This window comes from Bittarella massiliensis (ex Durand et al. 2017) (genome assembly GCF_017566145.1).
In the GTDB taxonomy this organism is placed as follows: domain Bacteria; phylum Bacillota; class Clostridia; order Oscillospirales; family Ruminococcaceae; genus Bittarella; species Bittarella massiliensis_A.
On record NZ_JABFCL010000002.1, the window covers coordinates 26996 to 45607 of the forward strand.

Annotated in this window: 18 protein-coding genes and 1 riboswitch; of the genes, 9 read left to right on the forward strand and 9 right to left on the reverse strand. The window is 62.4% G+C overall.

Features of this window, described 5'->3' with window-relative positions; genetic code table 11:
* Window positions 1–72 precede the first annotated feature (72 nt).
* The 5 genes from HJY11_RS02370 to HJY11_RS15590 all read left to right on the forward strand — a co-directional run bounded on the left by HJY11_RS02370 (window position 73) and on the right by HJY11_RS15590 (window position 3946).
* Entirely contained in the window at window positions 73–873 is an 801-nt protein-coding gene (locus HJY11_RS02370; protein WP_208074487.1) for a transporter substrate-binding domain-containing protein, read from the forward strand.
* 149 nt (window positions 874–1022) lie between these two features.
* Entirely contained in the window at window positions 1023–1694 is a 672-nt protein-coding gene (locus HJY11_RS02375) for an amino acid ABC transporter permease (protein WP_208074488.1), read from the forward strand.
* Complete coding sequence (locus HJY11_RS02380; RefSeq protein ID WP_208074489.1) at window positions 1687–2421, forward strand: amino acid ABC transporter ATP-binding protein; 735 nt, start codon at window positions 1687–1689, stop codon at window positions 2419–2421. The genes HJY11_RS02375 and HJY11_RS02380 overlap by 8 nt, the downstream gene beginning before the upstream one ends.
* Window positions 2422–2591: 170 nt before the next feature.
* The gene (locus HJY11_RS02385; protein WP_208074490.1) at window positions 2592–3002 is read left to right on the forward strand and encodes a CD225/dispanin family protein; all 411 of its coding nucleotides are present in this window, start codon (window positions 2592–2594) and stop codon (window positions 3000–3002) included.
* A 212-nt stretch (window positions 3003–3214) separates the two neighbouring features.
* Entirely contained in the window at window positions 3215–3946 is a 732-nt protein-coding gene (locus HJY11_RS15590; protein ID WP_208074491.1) for a GntR family transcriptional regulator, read from the forward strand.
* Window positions 3947–4019: 73 nt separating this feature from the next.
* Here HJY11_RS15590 and HJY11_RS02395 read toward each other — a convergent pair whose 3' ends face one another.
* From HJY11_RS02395 to fabG, 8 genes are all read right to left on the reverse strand, one after another.
* Window positions 4020–6509, reverse strand: a complete 2490-nt coding sequence (locus tag HJY11_RS02395; RefSeq protein WP_208074492.1) for a GGDEF domain-containing protein — start codon at window positions 6507–6509, stop codon at window positions 4020–4022.
* A 62-nt stretch (window positions 6510–6571) separates the two neighbouring features.
* A riboswitch (cyclic di-GMP riboswitch) is annotated at window positions 6572–6661 on the reverse strand.
* Window positions 6662–6809: 148 nt separating this feature from the next.
* Window positions 6810–7613, reverse strand: coding sequence for an acetyl-CoA carboxylase carboxyltransferase subunit alpha (locus tag HJY11_RS02400; RefSeq protein ID WP_208074493.1), 804 nt, complete (start codon window positions 7611–7613; stop codon window positions 6810–6812).
* A gap of 12 nt (window positions 7614–7625) precedes the next feature.
* The gene (accD, locus tag HJY11_RS02405; protein WP_368041528.1) at window positions 7626–8468 is read right to left on the reverse strand and encodes an acetyl-CoA carboxylase, carboxyltransferase subunit beta; all 843 of its coding nucleotides are present in this window, start codon (window positions 8466–8468) and stop codon (window positions 7626–7628) included.
* A gap of 3 nt (window positions 8469–8471) precedes the next feature.
* Entirely contained in the window at window positions 8472–9845 is a 1374-nt protein-coding gene (gene accC / locus HJY11_RS02410; protein WP_208074494.1) for an acetyl-CoA carboxylase biotin carboxylase subunit, read from the reverse strand.
* 56 nt (window positions 9846–9901) lie between these two features.
* A complete protein-coding gene (fabZ, locus tag HJY11_RS02415; RefSeq protein ID WP_021658226.1) occupies window positions 9902–10336 on the reverse strand; it encodes a 3-hydroxyacyl-ACP dehydratase FabZ in 435 nt (144 codons plus the stop codon).
* A gap of 62 nt (window positions 10337–10398) precedes the next feature.
* Window positions 10399–10851: an acetyl-CoA carboxylase biotin carboxyl carrier protein gene (gene accB / locus HJY11_RS02420; RefSeq protein ID WP_208074495.1), complete on the reverse strand. Its 453-nt coding sequence runs from the start codon at window positions 10849–10851 to the stop codon at window positions 10399–10401.
* A gap of 102 nt (window positions 10852–10953) precedes the next feature.
* Entirely contained in the window at window positions 10954–12186 is a 1233-nt protein-coding gene (gene fabF / locus HJY11_RS02425) for a beta-ketoacyl-ACP synthase II (protein ID WP_208074496.1), read from the reverse strand.
* Window positions 12187–12219: 33 nt separating this feature from the next.
* Window positions 12220–12981: a 3-oxoacyl-[acyl-carrier-protein] reductase gene (gene fabG, locus HJY11_RS02430; protein ID WP_208074497.1), complete on the reverse strand. Its 762-nt coding sequence runs from the start codon at window positions 12979–12981 to the stop codon at window positions 12220–12222.
* Between the two features lie 374 nt (window positions 12982–13355).
* Between fabG and fabD the strand changes: the two genes are divergently transcribed.
* Window positions 13356–14282, forward strand: a complete 927-nt coding sequence (gene fabD / locus HJY11_RS02435) for an ACP S-malonyltransferase (RefSeq protein WP_208074498.1) — start codon at window positions 13356–13358, stop codon at window positions 14280–14282.
* Window positions 14283–14317: 35 nt separating this feature from the next.
* Window positions 14318–14782 (forward strand): MarR family winged helix-turn-helix transcriptional regulator, encoded by a 465-nt coding sequence (locus HJY11_RS02440; RefSeq protein WP_208074499.1) that lies wholly within the window; start codon window positions 14318–14320, stop codon window positions 14780–14782.
* Between the two features lie 400 nt (window positions 14783–15182).
* Here the strand turns inward: HJY11_RS02440 and HJY11_RS02445 are convergent, their stop codons facing one another.
* Entirely contained in the window at window positions 15183–15794 is a 612-nt protein-coding gene (locus HJY11_RS02445; protein WP_208074500.1) for a hypothetical protein, read from the reverse strand.
* A 358-nt stretch (window positions 15795–16152) separates the two neighbouring features.
* Between HJY11_RS02445 and HJY11_RS02450 the strand changes: the two genes are divergently transcribed.
* A complete protein-coding gene (locus HJY11_RS02450; protein ID WP_208074501.1) occupies window positions 16153–16509 on the forward strand; it encodes a hypothetical protein in 357 nt (118 codons plus the stop codon).
* Window positions 16510–16585: 76 nt separating this feature from the next.
* Window positions 16586–18580 (forward strand): hypothetical protein, encoded by a 1995-nt coding sequence (locus HJY11_RS02455; protein WP_208074502.1) that lies wholly within the window; start codon window positions 16586–16588, stop codon window positions 18578–18580.
* Window positions 18581–18612 lie beyond the last annotated feature (32 nt).

Here is an 18612-nt window from a genome sequence, read left to right on the forward strand (position 1 = left end):
CATTTCTGTTTTTATAAAGAGCCTGGGCAATGGAAAGAGACGCCCGGCGGATATTGAGAGGAGAAACAAAAGATGAACGCATTTAAGAAAATTTTGGCAACCACCCTGGCGCTGAGCATCGGCGCCCTGTCCCTGGCCGGCTGCGGTGGCAAAAAGACCGAGGGCACCGGCAAGGCCTACGACAAAGAGGTCATGACCCCCGGCAAGCTGGTGGTGGGCATCTCCGCCGACTACCCGCCCTACGAGTCCCTGGGGACCGACGGCAAGGTCGAGGGCTTTGACGTGGACATGGCAAACGAGCTGGCCAAGTACATGGGCAAAGACGGCAAGGCCATCGAGGTGGAGTTCAAGAACATGGACTTCCACAGCATCATCACCGCCCTGCAGGCCGGGCAGATCGACGTGGGCATCTCCGCCTTCACCTACGATCCCGAGCGCGACTGCCTCTTTAGCGACACCTACCTGACCAGCGAGCAGCTGGTGGTGGTCAGCAAGGAGTCCGGCTACAAAAACCTGAACGACCTGACCGGCAAGAAGATCGGCGCTGGCACCGAGACCACCGGCGCCAAGGCCGCCGAAGAGAACATCAAAGACGCCAAAATCTCCAGCCCTGGCGACTACACCGTCATGTTTGAGGCCCTGAAAACCGGCGCTCTGGACGCGGTGGTCTGCGACGGCCAGGTGGCCAAGAACTATGTCGCCGCCAACAGCAGCCTGGAAATCCTCGGCGACCCCCTGGTGAAAGAGGAAAACCAGATCATCGTCAAAAACGGCAACGACGAACTGCTCAAAGAGATCAACAGCGCCATCAAGCAGTTCCTGGCTTCCGATGCGCCCCAGCAGCTCAAAGACAAGTGGGGGATTGAGGGCTAAGCGCTCTGTCACTGCCCTGCGGGAAGCAACCGTTTCAGCGGGAGGGCCCCGTGTCCCCCGGCGAACAGAGGAGGCAGGCCCCCGGGCCTGTCCTCTCGCCGTCTCGGGGTGTCCGCTGTCGACTAATTGAGTAAAGGATTGTTCGGATTATGGGAAAAATTTTTGCGGCAGACAATCTGCTGTTTATGGCCCGCTCCGCCGGCTGGTCCATCATCATCGCCGTCTGCGCCCTGCTGGCCGGCACGGTGTTGGGCATTCTGGCGGCGGCGGCCCGCATCTCCAAGAGCAAAATTTTGCGGGCCATCTCCACTGTCTATGTGGAGTTTATCCGCGGCACCCCTATGCTGGTGCAGATTCTCTTCTGGTTTTTGGGATTCCCGGTGGTCTGCAAGGCGATCACCGGCTCGGCTGTCAACATCGACCCCTACGCCATCGGCATCATCGCCATGGGCATCAACAGCGGCGCCTACTCCTGCGAGCTCATCCGCTCGGCCATCATGGCCGTCGACCGGGGCCAGTGGGAGGCCGCCCAGTCCCTAGGGCTGAGCTACACCGGGATGATGCGCCACATCATCCTCCCCCAGGCCTTTAAGCGAATTGTCCCCCCCCTGGTGAGCGAGTTTGTCACCCTGATCAAGGACTCCTCCCTGATTTCCACCATCGGCGCGGTGGAACTGACCCAGAGCGCCAAGGTGCTGGGGGCCCGGTACTACAACTTTATCCCCCCCCTGGCCCTGGCCTGTGTGGTCTACCTGACTTTGACCCTGACCATCTCCCACTTTGGCAAGAAGATTGAAAGGAAGTTGGCTGAAAGTGATTAAACTCGAACACATCAACAAGAGTTTCGGCTCTCTGCACGCGGTGAAAGACGCCAACCTGAATGTGGAGAAGGGGGAGATCATCTGTCTGATCGGCCCTTCGGGGTCGGGCAAATCGACCCTGCTGCGGTGCATCAACGGGCTGGAAGTGCCCGAGAGCGGCACCGTCACCATCGATGGCCAGGTGCTGAACACCGGCGACAAAAAGGGCGCCAAAGAGCTGCAGAGACAGCGCGCCAAGATGGGGTTTGTCTTTCAGCACTTCAACCTCTTCCCCCATATGACCGTCCTCAAAAACCTCACCCTGGCCCCGGTGCAGGTGCTGGGCCGCACCCAGGAGGAGGCCGAGGCCAAGGGGCGAGAGCTGCTGGAGCGCGTCGGGCTGGCCGACAAGGCCGACAGCTACCCCAACTCCCTCTCCGGCGGGCAGAAACAGCGGGTGGCCATCGCCCGCAGCCTGGCCATGGAGCCGCAGATCATGCTCTTTGACGAGCCCACCTCCGCCCTTGACCCCGAGATGGTGGGCGAGGTGCTGGACGTCATGAAGGAACTGGCCAAATCGGGGATGACCATGATGGTGGTCACCCACGAGATGGGCTTTGCCAGAGAGGTGGCCATCCGGGTCATCTTCCTGGACGAGGGGCAGATCCTCGAAGAGGCGACCCCGGAAGAGATTTTCACGGCGCCTCAACACCCCCGCACCAAGGAGTTTTTGAGCAAGGTCCTCTAGGAACAAAAAGAGGGCTGCCGAGACAAGCCGTCCCGGCAGCCCTCTTTTGCAATTGTAAGAAATTTGTGCGCATTTTTGCGCCTGTTTGCCGGTTGCGCCCTGGCCGGATTTGCGGTATTCTAAGGGTGTAAAAGGGGCGGATTGCCCCTGTGAAATGGGAGGAATTTGCAATGAAGATTTGCCCCCGCTGCGGCGCCCACTGGGAGGACGACTGCTGCTTTTGCCAGCGGTGCGGCGCTCCTTTGTCGCCGCCTCCGCCGCCCTATGGCGCCGCTCCGGTGCCGCCTCCGCGGCCGGTTTACCCCGGTGCGCCGTCGGGCACTGCCTATCTGGTGTTTGCCATCCTCGCCACCCTGCTGGGCTGCTTTTTCTGTTTTCCCTTTGGCCTCATCGGCGTTGGGGGGATCGTCTATGCTTCCCAAATCGAGGGCGCTCTGGGCCGGGGCGACCTGGCCGGGGCCCGCACAGCGGCCAACCGGTCGCTGATCTTCACCGTCCTCGCCGCCGCATCGCCGCTGATCGCGGTGCTGTTCGGCCTTTTGGTGGGTTTTGGCAGTATTTTTGGCTGGCTGTTCTGGTAGAGCGATGTGTGTGCGCCCAGAGGGCGGGCCGCTTCCCTTTTTGGGGGGCGGCCCGCCTTTTTGCCCCCTTGCAAAAGGCCCTGGCAATTGCGCCAAACTTTTGATGTGAACTATGGGGAAAACACGACTGGCAACCGGTTGCAGGAATAGGGTATAATAAACAGTACAGAGTGGTGCGCTGCGGCGCTGATGACAGGAGAGGAGCAGAGCGGGTGGCCAAGAGCTTTTTATACAACCAGATCAAACAGGACATCATCCACAAGATCGATGCAGATCTCTACAAAAATGGCGATAAGCTTCCCAGCGAGGCCCAGCTGGTAGAGGCGTACGGCGTCAGCCGAAACACGGCCAGCCGTGTCCTCAACGACCTGGTGGAGGAGGGGTACGCCCGCCGCCGCCAGGGCAAGGGCACCTTTGTCTACAACCAGAAGATCGACAACCGGCTGCAGGGGATCCAGAGTTTTACCGATATGTTTGAGCGCAACAACAAAAACCCCTCCACCAAGGTGCTCGCCTACGAGGTGGTGGATGAGCCGCCGACCCGGGTGCGGGAAAACCTGCAACTGGGGGAAGGGGAGAAGGCCATCCGCCTCTACCGGGTGCGCTATGCCGACGACATCCCCGCCGTCCTCAATGAGACTTTCCGCAGCTTTCGCCGGTTTGAGAACCAGATGGAGTGCGACCCCGCCACCGTCTTTTCCTACGGCTACTTAAAAAAGCTGAAAAACATCTACCCCGTCCACTCGGAAGAGGTGCTGGAGATCGCCCTTCTGGGGCCGGAGGAGGCGGTTCTTCTGGAACAGAAGGTGGGGGCTCCCGCCTTTTTGGTGAAGTCGGTCACCTCCGACAATACCGGCCAGCCGCTGGAGGTGGTCAAGTCCCTCTACCGGGCCGACCTCTTTCAGTTTTCAGTGGTCCTTGACCAGGACGACGCCAGCCAATAGAGCTTATAAAAAGGGCGCCCTTCCCCGATACGGGAGAGGCGCTCTTCCTGCGTTTTTTAAAGGAGGGGGGCGGTCAGTTGCCCAGCGAAAAGGTGTTGCCCCCCTCTGCCTTGGCCTGGTAGAGGGCCTTGTCCGAGCGGCGATACAGCGCTTCAAAGGTGTCGTCCGACCGGGCAATGGCGATGCCCACACTGGCGCTGATACCTGCGCGGCGATCGGCGCAGCGCTCCACCAGCTGGCGGCAGAAATTTTTGGCCACCTGGGCGGCCTGGGTGGCGCTACACCTGGGCAGGCAGGCGATAAACTCATCGCCCCCCAGCCGCCCCAGCACCCCGCCGGGAAAAGCCGTCTCCATACAGCGGGCCAGTTCGATGAGGATGTCGTCCCCCATCTGGTGGCCGAACCGGTCGTTGACCGACTTGAAGCGGTCCAGGTCCAGCAGGAAAAAGGCCGCTGTCTCGCTGGGCTGCAGGGCGTCCAGCAACTGCAAAACCTCCTTTTCACAGGTGCGGCGGTTGTAGAGCCCGGTGAGCCCGTCGGTCTGGGAGCGGTGGAGGAGGGAAGCCCGTTCGGCCCGCTCCTTTTCGATGTTGCGCAGCTTGCCGATGCAGTAGAGGGGGCGCCCTTCATCGTCGTAGAGACAGACGCGCAGCATCGAGAACCAGGCAGAGGAACCGTCGGCCAGGGAACAGCGTATCTCTGCTTGAACCGATTTCTGATTGAGGTCAAATACCTGTCTGGCCACCTGTCCATTCCATCCAGACAAACTGGGAAAGAGCTCCTTTGCCCGCGCCTGATAGTGGGGGATGATGAGGTCGCAGCCAAAGGCCTTGGCAAACTTGTCGGAGACGGTGAGGGTGTCAGCCTGCACGTCGTATTCATAGAGGAGCTCGTCGCTGAGTTCGGCGATGGTGCGGTATCGCTGTCCGTCCAGCACCAGCCGCTGCTGGTGGCGAATTTTGGTGCGCACAAAGAAGATCACCAGCCCCAGCACGACGGCAAAGAGGGCGACAACCGCCAGCACCGACTGCAGGGGATAGGCGTAGAGCAGTCCCATCAGGCTGATTTTCGGCTGGGTGGTGAGGGTGTTTTGAAAGACGGCGTCCTGCCGCTCCCGCTCGGAGATGCTGCCGATGGCCTTGCTGAGCACGGTGAGCAGGGTGGTATCCGCCGGGCGCCCAAGGGCCAGACAGAGCCCGGCGGTGGAGTCGTCCAGCGGGGAATAGACCAAGTTTCGATAGGAGCGGTTTTGCAGGTACTGCTGCAACAGGTAGGAGTTGGTGACAAAGGAGCCGACGTCCCCCTGCTCCACCGCCTGCAGGCAGGCCTCGGGGGTGTCGTACCAGACGATTTCCTGCTCTGCCAGTTCGTCGCTGACCGGGTAGCCCCGCAGGCAGGCGGCCCTGTTTTCCCTGCCGGGATCGGTGGCGCTGCTGCGCACGAGAATGCACTGTAAGGGCAGGTAGGACTGGGTGAGGGTGAGACCGGAATCAATGGCTGCCTCCGCGCTGGGGGGCGCTCCGATGAGGATGTCCGCCTCACCCGCCTGGACCATCTCCACCCCCTCTTGATAGCTGCCCACCTCGCGGTAGTCAAGGGAGAGGCCGGTCTCGCGGCAGATCTGTTCCAGCAGGGTGGCGCTCACCCCGGCAAACGCCCCTTTTTCCTGGTGGTGCAAGGGGTTCCACCCGGCGGGGTAGACCGCCCGCAGGGTGCCGCTGGAGGAGATGTAATCCCGCTCCTCCTGGCTCAAAAAGAGGGTTGGGTCTTCCTTCCCTCCAAAGTACTTCTCGTAGAGCTGGGTGTCATAGTGAAAATCCACCTCGCGAATCTTGGCGAGGCCGGTGTTGAGACCGCTGATGACGGCGGTGTTCCCCTTGGTGGTGGCAAAGTAATGGGGACTTTCGGCAAAGCGGGCGATGATCCGCCGATCCGAATCCACCGACGTGTCCCCCTCCAACAGGGCGTCCACCTCGCCGCTGTCCAGCGCCTCCAGCCAGAGGGCCTCCCCCTGGTAGGTCTCCACCTGGGCGTCGATGTTGTTGGCCGCACAAAAGCTCTCAAAGTGCTGGATGCGCCGCTTGGCGGTGGCCTGGGCCCCCACCCGAATGTTGGAAAGGGCCGAGTAGTCGCTCTCGCTGAAGCGGGTGTCGTCGGCGCGCACCGTCAGCACCGCAAAGGAGGTGCCGGCGCTGTACTCGGGAAAGTCGTAGAGCGCCTCGGTCTGCTCGTTGCGGACCATTCCCCCCATCAGGTCGATCTCCCCTGCCTCCAGCATGTCCAGCAGCGCGGTGAGGGAGGCGTTTGTGTCCCCCTCGACCTCGACAAACTCGTATTCCCAGCCGGTGTACTTGGCGATCTCCTGCAGGTACTCGTAGGTGTAGCCGGTGTACTCCCCCTCTGCGGTCTTTTCAGAAAAACCAGGCAAAATGGGAAAGCCCACCCGCACAGTGGCGGTGGCCCGGGGCTGTGCCGCCAGAGTCGCCGTAGGCCCTCCCAGGCAGAGCAGTGTGCAGAGGAGGGAGCAGAGAAGGGCGACCCCCCGTTTGCCGTGTCGAAACATCAAAAGTCCCCTCCCGTTTTGACCGATCTGCCGGATGGCGCAGTGCGAAACGGAAAGGGGGGATGTGCAGCCGGCTGCCCTGTCCCCCGGAGGGGGGAGGTAGGCCCATGGCTTTGCGTCCCGGCCTTTCGCCCGGTTTGCCCATCTGTTCACTTGAAAAGTTGATTTATTCGTATTATAGCAAGTTTGGCGCTGGGAAACAACGAATATTGTCTGGAAGCGGTCTGCTTTTTTCAAAATATGCAAAAAGGCGGCGGAATGTGTTTTCCGCCGCCCTCAAAAGGGACCGATTTTGGCGCGTCAGCCGCCGTAGGCTCCCATACTGCGGTATTTTTGGTACCGGTTGTCCAGCAGGGTGCGGGTGTTCTGGGTGCAGAGGGCTTCCAGCTCCCGCACCAGTACCTCCTTGACGGCAATACAGGTCTTGGCGGGATCGGTGTGGGCCCCGCCCTTGGGCTCGGGGATGATGCCGTCGATGATGCCAAAGCCCAGTAGGTCGGGAGCCGTCATCTTTAGCAGTTCGGCGGCCTGCTCCTCCTTGGAGGGGTCTTTCCAGAGGATGGAGGCAAACCCCCGGGGGGAGATCACCGAGTAGACAGCGTTTTCCAGCATGTAGACCCGGTCGGCCACTGCCAGGCCCAAAGCCCCGCCGCTGCCCCCCTCGCCGGTGATCACGGTGAGGACCGGCACCTTGAGGAACATCAGCTTTTGGATCGAGCGGGCGATGGCCTCGCCCTGGCCCCGCTCCTCGGCTCCGACCCCGCAGAAGGCGCCGGGGGTGTCGACGAAGAGGAGGACCGGCCGCCCGAATTTCTCGGCCTGGTCAAACAGCCGCATGGCCTTGCGGTACCCCTCGGGGTGGGCCATCCCGAAGTTGTAGCGGATGTTCTCCTCGGTGGAGTGGCCCTTGCGGTGGCCCACCACCGTCACGGCCCGGCCGTCCAGCAGGCCGATGCCGCCGTAGATGGCCGCGTCGTCGCCGAAGGCGCGGTCGCCGTGAAACTCGATAAAGTCCTCCACCAGGGCGGAGACATACTGCTCCACGCTGGGGCGGTGGATGTTTTTGATGAGCTGCATCCGCTCATAGGCGGTTTTCGGTGCCATGGCGCGCCCTCCTTACTTGCTGTGAATGGCCAGAATTTTTTGCAGGGTCTCCCGCATCTCGGGGCGGGGGACGATCCGGTCCACAAATCCGTGCTCGCAGAGGAATTCCGCCGACTGAAAGCCGTTGGGCAGCTTCTCGCCGATGGTCCCCTCGATGACCCGCCGCCCGGCAAAGCCGATGGTGGCCCGGGGTTCGGCGAGGATGATGTCCCCCTGCATGGCAAAACTGGCGGTGACCCCGCCGGTGGTGGGGTCGGTGAGAACGGTCAGGTAGAGCAGCCCCTCCTGGGAGTGGCGGCCCACGGCAGCGCTGACCTTGGCCATCTGCATCAGGGAGTAGATGCCCTCGTGCATCCGCGCCCCGCCGGAGGCGGTGAAGAGGACGACCGGCAGTTTTTTCTTGGCTGCATACTCAAAGAGGCGGGCCAGTTTCTCTCCCACCACACTGCCCATAGAGGCCATGAGGAAGTGGCTGTCCATCACCCCGACGGCAGCGGGGCAGCCGCCGATCTTTCCCACCCCGGTGACCACCGCCTCCTGCAGGCCGGTGGTGTTGCGCAGGTTTTCCAGCTTTTCGGGGTAGCCCTTGAACTTGAGGGGATTGCCGCTGCGCAGCTTGCGGTCGAGTTCGCGAAAGCTGCCCTCGTCGCAGGTCATGGCGATGCGGTCATAGGCCGAAACCCGGCTACAGTGGCCACAGAGAGGGCAGACAAACAGGTTTTTGGCGTAATTTTGCCGCAGCACCTCTTTTTTGCAGCGCTTGCAGACCACCACCTCTTTGGGGTCGCCCTCGTCCCTTTGCGGTTTGAGAAACTGCGAGACGGTGCGGGTCTTTTTGAACATGTCCAGAATCACGGTCTATTCCCCCTCTCCCTGGCACGAAAACTGGGCCAGGAGATCGCTCTTTTCCAAAAAGTTGGTGTCAAAGTTGCCGGTGGCAAAGGCCTTGGAGCTGATGATGGCCATGGAGAGGTCGATGTTGGTGATGACCCCGTCAAAGAGGTATTCGGCCAGGGCTCGCTTCATCCGCGCCAGGGCCTGTTCCCGGCTCTCCCCCCAGACAATCAGCTTGGAGAGCATGCTGTCGTAGTAGGGGGGGATGGTGTAGCCCTGGTAGATGGCCGAGTCCACCCGCACCCCCGGTCCGCCGGGAACGTGCAGCCCCTCCACCGTGCCGGGGCGGGGGGCGAAGTTGTGGTAGGGGTCCTCGGCGTTGATCCGGCACTCGATGGCGTGGCCGTGGAGGGAGAGGTCCTTCTGCGCAAAGCCCAGCGCCTCCCCGGCGGCGATGCGAATTTGCTGCTCGACGAGGTCGAGGCTGCAGACCAACTCGGTGACCGGGTGCTCCACCTGGATGCGGGCGTTCATCTCGCAGAAGTAGTAATCCCCCTGCCCGTCCACCAAAAATTCCACCGTGCCGGCCCCCCGGTACCCCGCCTGTTTGGCTACCGCCACGGCGGCGGCGCCCATCTCGGCGCGCTTTGCAGGGGTCAGCAGGGAGGAGGGGGCCTCCTCCACCAGTTTCTGGTGACGGCGCTGGATCGAGCACTCCCGCTCAAAGAGGTGCACCGTGTTGCCAAACGCATCGGCCAGAATCTGAAATTCGATGTGCCGGGGATCGGCCACGAATTTTTCAATGTAGACCCGGCCGTCGCCAAAGCTGGCGGCAGCCTCGGCGGCGGCCTCCATAAAGGCGTTTTTCAGCTCCTCCGGCCCGTCCACCTTGCGAATGCCCTTTCCGCCCCCGCCGGAGGCGGCCTTGAGCATCACCGGGAAGCCGATTTCCCGGGCGATCCGCTCCACCTCACAGTACTCGCCCACCGCCCCGTCGGAGCCGGGAGTCACCGGGACCCCGGCCTCCCGGGCGGTCTGGCGGGCGGCCACCTTGTCCCCCAGCAGGGAGATGGTCTTGCTGGAAGGGCCGATGAAGGCGATGCCGCAGTCCTCGCAGGCCTTGGCAAAGTCGGGGTTTTCCGAGAGAAAGCCGAACCCGGGGTGGATGGCCTCGGCCCCGCTGGCCTCGGCCGCCCCCAGCAGGTTGCGGATGTTGAGATAGCTGTCCTTGGCCAGCGGCCCGCCGATGCAGATGGCCTCGTCGGCCAGCTGGGTGTGCAGGGCCTCCCGGTCGGCAGTGGAGTAGACCGCCACACTGGTGATGCCCATGTCCCGGCAGGCGCGGATGATCCGCACCGCAATTTCGCCCCGGTTGGCGATGAGAATTTTAGAAAACATAGCGAGAGACCTCCGTTGCGCTCGAATCAAATGGCTTGGCTGGGGCAGGGGAATACCTACTGGATGGCAAAGGTCAATTCGCCCGAGGCAGCCTTTTTGCCGTTGACGTAGGCCACCCCTTTGCCGATGCCGATGGGCCCCCGGCGCTTGATGATCTCCACCGACAGCTCCAGGGTGTCCCCGGGGCGGACCGGCTCCTTAAAGCGCACCTTGTCCAGCCCGCCGAAGAGACCGATTTTCCCCTTGTACTCGGGCAGGGAGAGGATGGCCACCGCCCCGGTCTGGGCCAGCGCCTCCATGGTGAAGACCCCGGGCAGGATGGGGTAGCCGGGGAAGTGCCCGTCAAAAAACACCTCGTCGCCGCTGAGGTGCATCCGCCCGACGGCCCGCACCCCGGGCTCGAGTTCGGTGATCTCGTCGATCAGCAGCATGGTGTTTCGGTGGGGGATGATCTCCTGAATCTGCTCTTTTGTCAGCAACACATCGCTCATATCGTCTGTTTCCTCTCTCAGGGCAGGGCCCCAAAAGGGGCCCCGCAAAAATTTGCCAGGTCCTATTGAATGACCATTACCGTCTGGCCGAACTCCACCAGTTCGCCGTTTTGCAGGTAGATGCGGGCCACCTTGCCATCGCAGGGGCTCTGGATCTCATTGAGCATCTTCATGGCCTCGACGATGCAGAGGACGTCGCCCTTTTTCACCTCCTGCCCCACGGCGACGAAGGGCTCGTCTTCGGGGGAGGGGGAGCTGTAATAGGTGCCCACGATGGGGGAGGGGACCGGTGTCCCCTCAATGGTGGGGGCGGCGGGTTCCTCGGCCGCGGGGGCGGGCTGCGGGGCCGCCAGGGGGACGGGGGCGGCGTCCGCCGCGGGGACGGCAAAGACCGGCGGGGCAAACTCCGCCTTGAAGGAGAACTCTCCCAGGTGCAGTTCTACGGCCGTGGCCCCCTGGGCTTTGGCCTGTTGCAGCAGCTCGCTGGCTGCGCTTTGCGCTTCGCGAATATCCATGGTGTTTCCAACCTTTCCAAAAGGGGCGCGCGAGGGGGAGGCCAGACGCTTCCCCGCGCCGAACTCTGCGGGGCGGCCCCGCTCTTTTTTAGGGGTGTGATCTTACCGGTAGGCCCGGACGACGATGGTGGCGTTGTGGCCGCCAAAGCCCAGTGAGTTGGTCATGGCCACCTCCACCGGGGTGTGTAGGGCCTCGTTGGGGGTGTAGTCCAGGTCGCATGCGGGGTCGGGTTCCCGGTAGTTGATGGTGGGGGGGATGATCCCGTCGCGCACCGCCAGGGCGCAGACGAGGGCCTCCACCCCGCCGGCAGCCCCCAACAGGTGGCCGGTCATCGATTTGGTCGAGGAGATGTGCAGCCCCTTTGCCGCCTCGCCAAAGGCCAACTTGACGGCGTTTGTCTCAAAGGCGTCGTTGATGGGGGTGGCGGTGCCGTGGGCGTTGAGGTAGTCCACCTGCTCGGGGGTGACCCCGGCGTCCGCCATGGCCAGCTGCATGGCGCGGCAGGCCGCCTCGCCCGAGGGGTCGGGGCTGGTGATGTGGTAGGCGTCGGAAGAGGCGCCGTAGCCGGCCAGCTCCCCGAGGATTTCGGCGCCCCGGGCCTTGGCGTGCTCCTCGCTCTCCAGCACCAGAATGCCGGCGCCCTCACCCATGACAAACCCGGCGCGGCGGGCGTCAAAGGGGACGGAGGCGGCGTCGGGGTCCTCGGAGGTGTTGAGGGCGTGCATGTTGGAGAACCCGGCAATGGCCAGGGGGACGATGCAGGCCTCGGCCCCGCCGGCCACCATGCAGTCGGCGTAACCGTGGCGGATCAGGCGGAAGGCCTCGCCGATGGCGTGGGCCCCGCTGGAACAGGCGGTCACCGGGCAGTAGCTGTCGCCCTTGGCCCCAAAGCGCATGGAGATGCGGGCTGCCGCCATATTGGAGATCATGGTGGGGATAAAGAAGGGGGAGACCCGGCCGGGCCCCTTGGTGAAGTACTTCTCGAACTCGTCGCAGAAAGTCTCCATCCCGCCGATGCCCGAACCCACAATGGTGCCGAAGCGGTAGGGGTCGGTGTTTTCGGCGGTGATGCCGCTCTGCTCCATGGCCTGGCAGGCGGCGGCCAGGGCGAACTGGCAGAACCGGTCCATCTTCCGGGCCTCTTTTTTCTCGATGTAGTCGGTGGGCTCAAAATCCTTGACCTCGGCGGCCAGGGTGGCCTTGAACCCCTCGGTGTCAAAGTGGGTGATCTTGCCGATGCCGTTTTTCCCGGCAATCAGGTTGTTCCAAAAGGTCTCGATGTCGTTGCCGATGGGGGTGATGGCCCCCATCCCGGTGATCACTACGCGGTTCATACAAATCCTCCGTCTTTTCTGTCTGGATGGGGGCTACATGGCCAGCCCGCCGTCTACAATGAGAACCTGGCCGGTGATGTAGTCGGCCGAGGGGGAGCAGAGAAAGGCCACCGCCCCGGCAATGTCCTCCACGGTGCCAAAGCGCCCCAGGGAGATGGAGGCCTTGGCCCCCTCCACCACCTTTTCGGGCAGGGTCTGGGTCATGGCGGTCTCAATGAAGCCGGGTGCCACCGCGTTGCAGGTGATACCCCGGCTGCCCAGCTCTTTGGAGATGGTCTTGGTCAGGCCGATGAGCCCCGCCTTGGAGGAGGCGTAGTTGGCCTGGCCGGCGTTGCCGTACACTCCGGCCACCGAGGAGATGTTGACGATCTTCCCCCGGCGGGCCCGGGTCATCCCTTTGGCGCAGAGTTTGCTCATGTAAAAGGCCGAGTAGAGATTGACGTTGAGGACGGCCGAGAACTGCTCCGGCTTCATCCGCAGCAGCAGTCCGTCCTTGGTGATGCCGGCGTTGTTGACCAGCACCGCCACCGGCCCGTGCTCGGCGGTGATCTCCTCCACCGCCTGTTCGCAGGCGCCGTAGTCGGAGACGTCCCAGGGCTTGGCGACGACCTTTGCGCCGGCCGCCTCGCAGGCCTCGATGGTCTCACGGGAGACCGGCAGGTCCAACTCCTCCTGCGAGATGCTGTTGATAATGAGGTCAAATCCCTCTTTTGCCAGCCGTTTGCAGATGGCGGCGCCAATTCCGCGGGAGCCGCCGGTGACCAGCGCCAAGGGGCGCTTGTTCTCGTGTTCCATTCTCAAAACCCTCGTTTCTTCTGGATGATCGGTTTGTCCACCCGTCCCGCCGACTGGCGGTGGGAAACGGGGCTGCCCCGGGCGATTCCCGGCGGCAAAACCTCTTTTCATTTTACCATAAAATTGACAGAGGCAGTACTGGTTGCGCGAAAAGATGCAAAAAAAATTTACATTTCCCGGCAACCGCAGCGGCGCGAAAAATGCTTCGATTGACAAACTAATTGTTTTTCATTATAATGGGGGCCACAGTGTTTGTCAACTTTTTCCCAATCCCCGCTGCCAGCGGGGTCCGGTTGCCCTCTCTGGGGGGCCTTGGGAAGGGCGGCCGGCCGTTTGCGGCGCGGCCCCCCTTTTATCAATAGGAGGAATGAACGATGAGCCAAATCACCCTGCTGTTCCCCGGTCAGGGCGCCCAATTCACCGGCATGGGGCAGGACCTCTGCCAGGCCTATCCCGAGGCCAAGGCGGTCTTTGACCTGGGCAGCCAGACCACCGGCCGCGACCTGGCCGCCCTCTGTTTTGAGGGGGACGAGGCCACCCTGGCCAAGACCGAGAACGCCCAGCTCGCCATCTTTGCCCACTCGATGGCGGTGACCGAGGTGCTGCGGGCGAGAGGGGTCGCCTTTGAGGCGGCGGCCGGCTTCTCCCTGGGCGAGTGCAGCGCCCTCTGCGCCGCCGGGGCCTGCACCCTGGAACAGGGCTTTGCCCTGGTGGCCGCCCGCGGCCGCCTGATGGGGGAGGCGGCTGCCGCCCAGGGCGGCGCCATGGCTGCCGTCATGGGGCTGACCCCCGAGCAGATCGCCGATTGCTGCCGGCAGGTCGAGGGGTATGTGCTGCCGGTGAACTTCAACTCCCCGGCGCAGACGGTGATCGCCGGCGACCCGGCGGCGGTGGCGGCGGCCTGCGCCCGCTGCGCCGGGGCAGGGGCCTCCCGCACGGTGCCCCTCAAGGTCAGCGGGGCCTTCCACACCCGGTACATGGAGCCCGCCTCCGACGCCCTCTACGCCGAGCTGGAGGGGGTTGCCTTTGCCGACCCTGCCCTGCCGGTCTACGCCAACGGCACCGGGGAGCCCATCCCCGCGGGCGCCGACCTGCGCGCCCATCTGGCCCAGCAGATGAAGGGGCCGGTGCAGTGGGTCAAGACGGTGGAGAACCTGGTGCGCGACGGCCACCTGCTGGGGGCCGAGTGCGGCCCCGGCAAGGTGCTCACCGGCAACGGCCGCCGCATCAGCCGGGAGATGAAGGTGAAAAACCTGCAGACCGCGGCCGACGTGCAGAAGTTTCTCGACGAGCAGGCCTAGAGCGGCCACACCCAACAGAGAGAGGAGGGGAGCGGGTGCCCTGTTCCCAGCAGATCAACCACTTTTTGACCGCCATCTTTCAAAACATCCTCTCGGTGGAGGAGGGGTTTGTCCACCGCGCCCTCAAGGACCGGCGGGTGACCATCACCGAGATTCACATCCTCGACCAGATCGGGCCCGAGGGGGCGCGGCGGATGGGGGACGTGGCCGAGAGCCTGGGGGTCACCCTCCCCACCCTCACCGCCTCGGCGGAGCGGCTCTGCCGCAAGGGGCTGGCCCTCAAGGCGCGCGACGGCGTCGACCGGCGGGTGGTCAACATCTCCCTCACCGACGCCGGGAAAGAGGTCTGCCGGCTGCACAGCGAGTTTCACCAGCGGCTGGTGGCGCGGGTCACCCAGGGGCTGGAGCCCGCTGACCTGCCGGCATTTACCCGGCTGCTGGAGCAGGTCAACGGCTTTTTTGAGGAGCTGTCCGCCGAGGGGGACGCCCTCTTGCACTGACACTTTTCGGCGCCCCGCCCTGTTTGTTCGGCTCGGCCTTCCCCCCCGACGGCCAGCGGAGGGAGCGGTAAAAGGCCCCTTTTTGACCCAATTGGGCGGCCGCTGCCGGAAAGGGGAGGGTGTGCCCCCAGAAGCACTGTTTTATTAAAATGGCGCTTCCGGGGGCAAAAAGGCGCTTAAAAAGGGTCAAAACATGTGGCTTTCTAACCGTTTGTGGTTAATTTTTTCATTTTTTCTTTATTTTTCCGAAAAATCATTGACAGAAATGAACGGGTAAGGCTATACTGGAATTCCAGACCGGTCGCGTTTTCAGTAGAGGCGTGCCGGTCCGGTATAAGACTGCAAGAGAGAGCGCCTGGGGCAGAAATGCCCCAGGCGCTCTCTCTTGTGTGGGCAAAACCTATTTGGCGGTCAGGTTCATTCCCAGCTCGTCCACTGCGGGAACGGCCCCCGTCCCCTCGTTTTCCTCTCTCCAAAAGGCGCGGTAGAGTTCGTCGGCCTCCTCGCTGTGAAAGTCCACAATGTAGTTTTTCCCGTCTTTGCCGGTGATCCACTCGCACTCCAGGGGGCCGTATTCGTCCTGCCGCTCCAGCACAAAGTGAAAGCGGTCGTTGTCATACAGCTGGTAGCGGACAAAACTCTCCCCCTCCTTGCCGGGGATGTCGAGCCGGCAATCGTAGAGAAAAACCTTCTCTTCGGGGGGCAGTTTTCCGGCTGCCTCCGCGCCGTCCCGCAGCGCCACCTCCACCAGGTACATCTGCCCGACATTGGGGACCGAGATGGTGGCGGTGTCCGTCTGGCGGGGCTGGTCGCTGTTTTCCTCCAGCAGTTGCTGCCAGTACTTCTGGGTGTCGGCGTAGGAGTTTTCCTGGGAGTTGCCCTCCTCCGTATAGGCGTTTTTTCGCTGCTTTTCAAACAGCTGATCCCGGTTGGAGAAGATCGTCACCCCGACCACTGCGACAACAGCGCCCAAAAACAGAAGTTGCAGGCCGAACTTGAGCCCCTTTTTCATGGCGATTGACCTCCTTTTCGGTGGGGAACGACACATCCCCCTGTACCCCTAACATACCACAAGGGGGGAATGGGTGAATATGGGCGATTTGCACAAATATAAATCAAAATGTTGTACTTTTAAGGAAAAAGAAAAATTCGACAAAAACTGACTCTTTTCTCCAACAATTGAACTAAAAAACTGGCCAATAGCAATAGTTCTCTTTAAAAATTATATATAATATACATAAAATAATAAAAAGTGGTAAAAAAATAGCCATATTGACTTTATCTGCTAAAGGAATATACTGAAAACAGAAACAGCGCTGTTTGGTACGGGAAGGCTTATTCACAGACAACTCTTAGAAAGGAGTAGGAAGATGAAAAAGGCAGGTCTCAAAAAGTGGTTTGTTGCGGCGACGGCTGCGGCAATGCTCCTTTTAGTCTTTGCCGGCACCGCCCTGGCGGGAAAATGGTGGGCGGTAAAGACGGCGACGGGGAACTACACGACGTACTCCGCTTGGTCGAACACGGCTTCGTACGTGGCTGTACACGTGGAACAGGCCGGCTCCGACTCGGGGACCCTCTATCTGAGAGGGGTAGGCAGAGAGTACGGTAATAGCACCCCTCAGCTCAGCATGTCGAGTATGCGGAGTTGGCAAGGTGGCATGGCCACCGACCAGTACCGGGCCGCCCTGTGGGGCGCGGGTACGGGCTCCGGGTACGTAGCGACCTAACCAGATGTCTTGCAAAATCCAGGGGGATCCCTGGATTTTGCGCGTTTGGGAGATGTGGTTAAAGGAGGGCCTTTCTATGCTGCAGATGACCAAAAACAGCCTGCGCCTGTTTTTTCGCAATGCCGCGCTGGTGCTGGCCTTTGCCGCGGTGCTGGCCGCGCCCCACCTGTTGATGCTTCCCCGCATGGATTCGTTGGTCTCCCTGGGGCCTGACCAAGTAGCCAGCTATCGCTTTGCGAGCTTGCTCCTGCAGCAGGCGGGGCTCTTCTTTCTGCTCTTCGCCTTTATCGGCTACGAGTTTTTCTCCCGGGCGAAAAGGGCCTTTTTGCTGGAGACGGTCAAAACCTGCCCCAACGGCCACCTGCGGCTTTTGGGCGCCCAGTTTCTGGCCCTGGAGTTGCTGCTCCTCGCCGCCGTCGTCAATATAAGTACCTACTCCGTCTTCGGCGTCGCCTTTACCGGCAGCACCCAGGGGCCGGTCGTCGCCAACCTGCTGCTCTCCCTCGTCCTCTACTTCCTCCTCTCGGGGACGGTGGCGCTGCTGTTGGGGTGTGTGCTGGCCCTCTGCGCCGGGCGGATGGCGGCCTACGGGGTGATGGTCCTCTGGAGCTACCTGGCCTCCGATCTCCCCTATACGATTTTGACCAGCCTGCAGGAGAAGGTCGGCCCCGCGGCCTACTGGCTGCGGGACCTGCTGGGCGTCTGCTTTGCGGGGGAGGGGTTTGTGGACCCGGCCTACGGGCTCCCGGTGGAGTGGTACCGCTTTGCCCTGGCGTTTTTCTGGGTGTTGGCGCTGGGGGCCGTCGCCCTCCTCTTCACCCGCCCCTCTCCCCCCAAAGGCAGGCGCTGGGCCGCGGGGGGGATGGCGGCCCTCTCCCTTTTTTGCCTGACGGCCTACCTCTGCAAACAGGGGTATCGCCCCATGGACTCGCGGATAGAGGGGCGGATGGTCGACTCCTACTATTGGCACACCGACGTGCAGCCCAGGGAGGCGGCGGCGGACTTTGCCGTTTCCGCCTGTGAGATGGACCTGCGGGTTGGCGATGGGTTAAAGGCCCGCGTCGTGTTGGACCTGGAGGAGACAGAGGGGCTGGCAGGGCTGAAATTTACCCTCTACCACGGCTACCGGCTGCAGGCGGTGACGGACGGGGCGGGCAACCCCCTCCCCTTTGAGCGGGAGGGCGACTACCTGTATATCCCCCAGAATGCCGGGGAGCCCCTCTCCCAGCTGACCTTCTCCTACGGCGGCATGTCGGGGGAGTTCTATTCCAACGCGCAGGGGATCCACCTGCCCGGCTACTTCCCCTACTTCCCGATGGAGGGGTATCACCGTCTGGACGGGGGGCTGTCGGGCGAGTTCGCGCCGGGCGCCCGGGAGCCGCACCTGACCGAAAGCCGCCCCATCACCCTTCGCCTGCAGACCCGGCTGCCGGTCTTTGTCTCGCTGCCGCAGCAGCCCGACGGCAGCTATGCGGGGCTGTCCACAGGGGCGACCATCTTTGGCGGCCAGTACGTGCGCGGGTCCCTGGGGGGCTACGACGTGGTCATGCCCCAGATGTCGGACTACCCCCTCTATGTGGACGGGTTTGAAGAGGCGCTGGAGCGCCTGGGCGGCCAACTGGGCGTCGACCTCTCCCAAAAGTTCAGGGACAAACCCCTCTTTTTCTCCCCCCAGAGCTTTACAAGCGACGGAAAAAGCTGCTATATTGAAATGGAGGACTGCTATGTTGTCCTGGGGATGTTGGCGCCGCGGCCCATCACCAACGTGATCAAGATGTTGGCGGGGAGCAACCTGGAAAAGCAGCACGTGGCCTACCTCGCCCACCTCTACCTGGACGTGGGCAAGCGGGACGACTTTATTGCCTATTTCACGGGGAAGTGGGACGGTTCCGTCCCCAACGAATTTGCCGGCGACCTGGGGCCCGCCGGGTACAAGGAGATGTACCAGACATTCATGGACGCCATTGCAAAAAATGGCGAGGACGCCGTCTTGAAGCAGGTGGGAGCCTATTTGACAGATGACGGCGACACGCGCGACCGCTACACCTTTGTCAACAGTTTGATGGAGTAGCGGCGCACAGCAGACAGATGGGGGAGGGTTTT

What these genes read in the sequence shown, in the direction of transcription:
- HJY11_RS02455 (WP_208074502.1), top strand. Translation starts at nt 16,586, where the DNA reads ATGCTGCAGATGACCAAAAACAGCCTGCGCCTGTTTTTTCGCAATGCC.
- accB (WP_208074495.1), bottom strand. Translation starts at nt 10,851, where the DNA reads ATGGATATTCGCGAAGCGCAAAGCGCAGCCAGCGAGCTGCTGCAACAG.
- fabG (WP_208074497.1), bottom strand. Translation starts at nt 12,981, where the DNA reads ATGGAACACGAGAACAAGCGCCCCTTGGCGCTGGTCACCGGCGGCTCC.
- HJY11_RS02445 (WP_208074500.1), bottom strand. Translation starts at nt 15,794, where the DNA reads ATGAAAAAGGGGCTCAAGTTCGGCCTGCAACTTCTGTTTTTGGGCGCT.
- HJY11_RS02400 (WP_208074493.1), bottom strand. Translation starts at nt 7,613, where the DNA reads ATGGCACCGAAAACCGCCTATGAGCGGATGCAGCTCATCAAAAACATC.
- HJY11_RS02395 (WP_208074492.1), bottom strand. Translation starts at nt 6,509, where the DNA reads ATGTTTCGACACGGCAAACGGGGGGTCGCCCTTCTCTGCTCCCTCCTC.
- fabZ (WP_021658226.1), bottom strand. Translation starts at nt 10,336, where the DNA reads ATGAGCGATGTGTTGCTGACAAAAGAGCAGATTCAGGAGATCATCCCC.
- HJY11_RS02375 (WP_208074488.1), top strand. Translation starts at nt 1,023, where the DNA reads ATGGGAAAAATTTTTGCGGCAGACAATCTGCTGTTTATGGCCCGCTCC.
- HJY11_RS02385 (WP_208074490.1), top strand. Translation starts at nt 2,592, where the DNA reads ATGAAGATTTGCCCCCGCTGCGGCGCCCACTGGGAGGACGACTGCTGC.
- fabD (WP_208074498.1), top strand. Translation starts at nt 13,356, where the DNA reads ATGAGCCAAATCACCCTGCTGTTCCCCGGTCAGGGCGCCCAATTCACC.
- fabF (WP_208074496.1), bottom strand. Translation starts at nt 12,186, where the DNA reads ATGAACCGCGTAGTGATCACCGGGATGGGGGCCATCACCCCCATCGGC.
- HJY11_RS02450 (WP_208074501.1), top strand. Translation starts at nt 16,153, where the DNA reads ATGAAAAAGGCAGGTCTCAAAAAGTGGTTTGTTGCGGCGACGGCTGCG.
- HJY11_RS02370 (WP_208074487.1), top strand. Translation starts at nt 73, where the DNA reads ATGAACGCATTTAAGAAAATTTTGGCAACCACCCTGGCGCTGAGCATC.
- accC (WP_208074494.1), bottom strand. Translation starts at nt 9,845, where the DNA reads ATGTTTTCTAAAATTCTCATCGCCAACCGGGGCGAAATTGCGGTGCGG.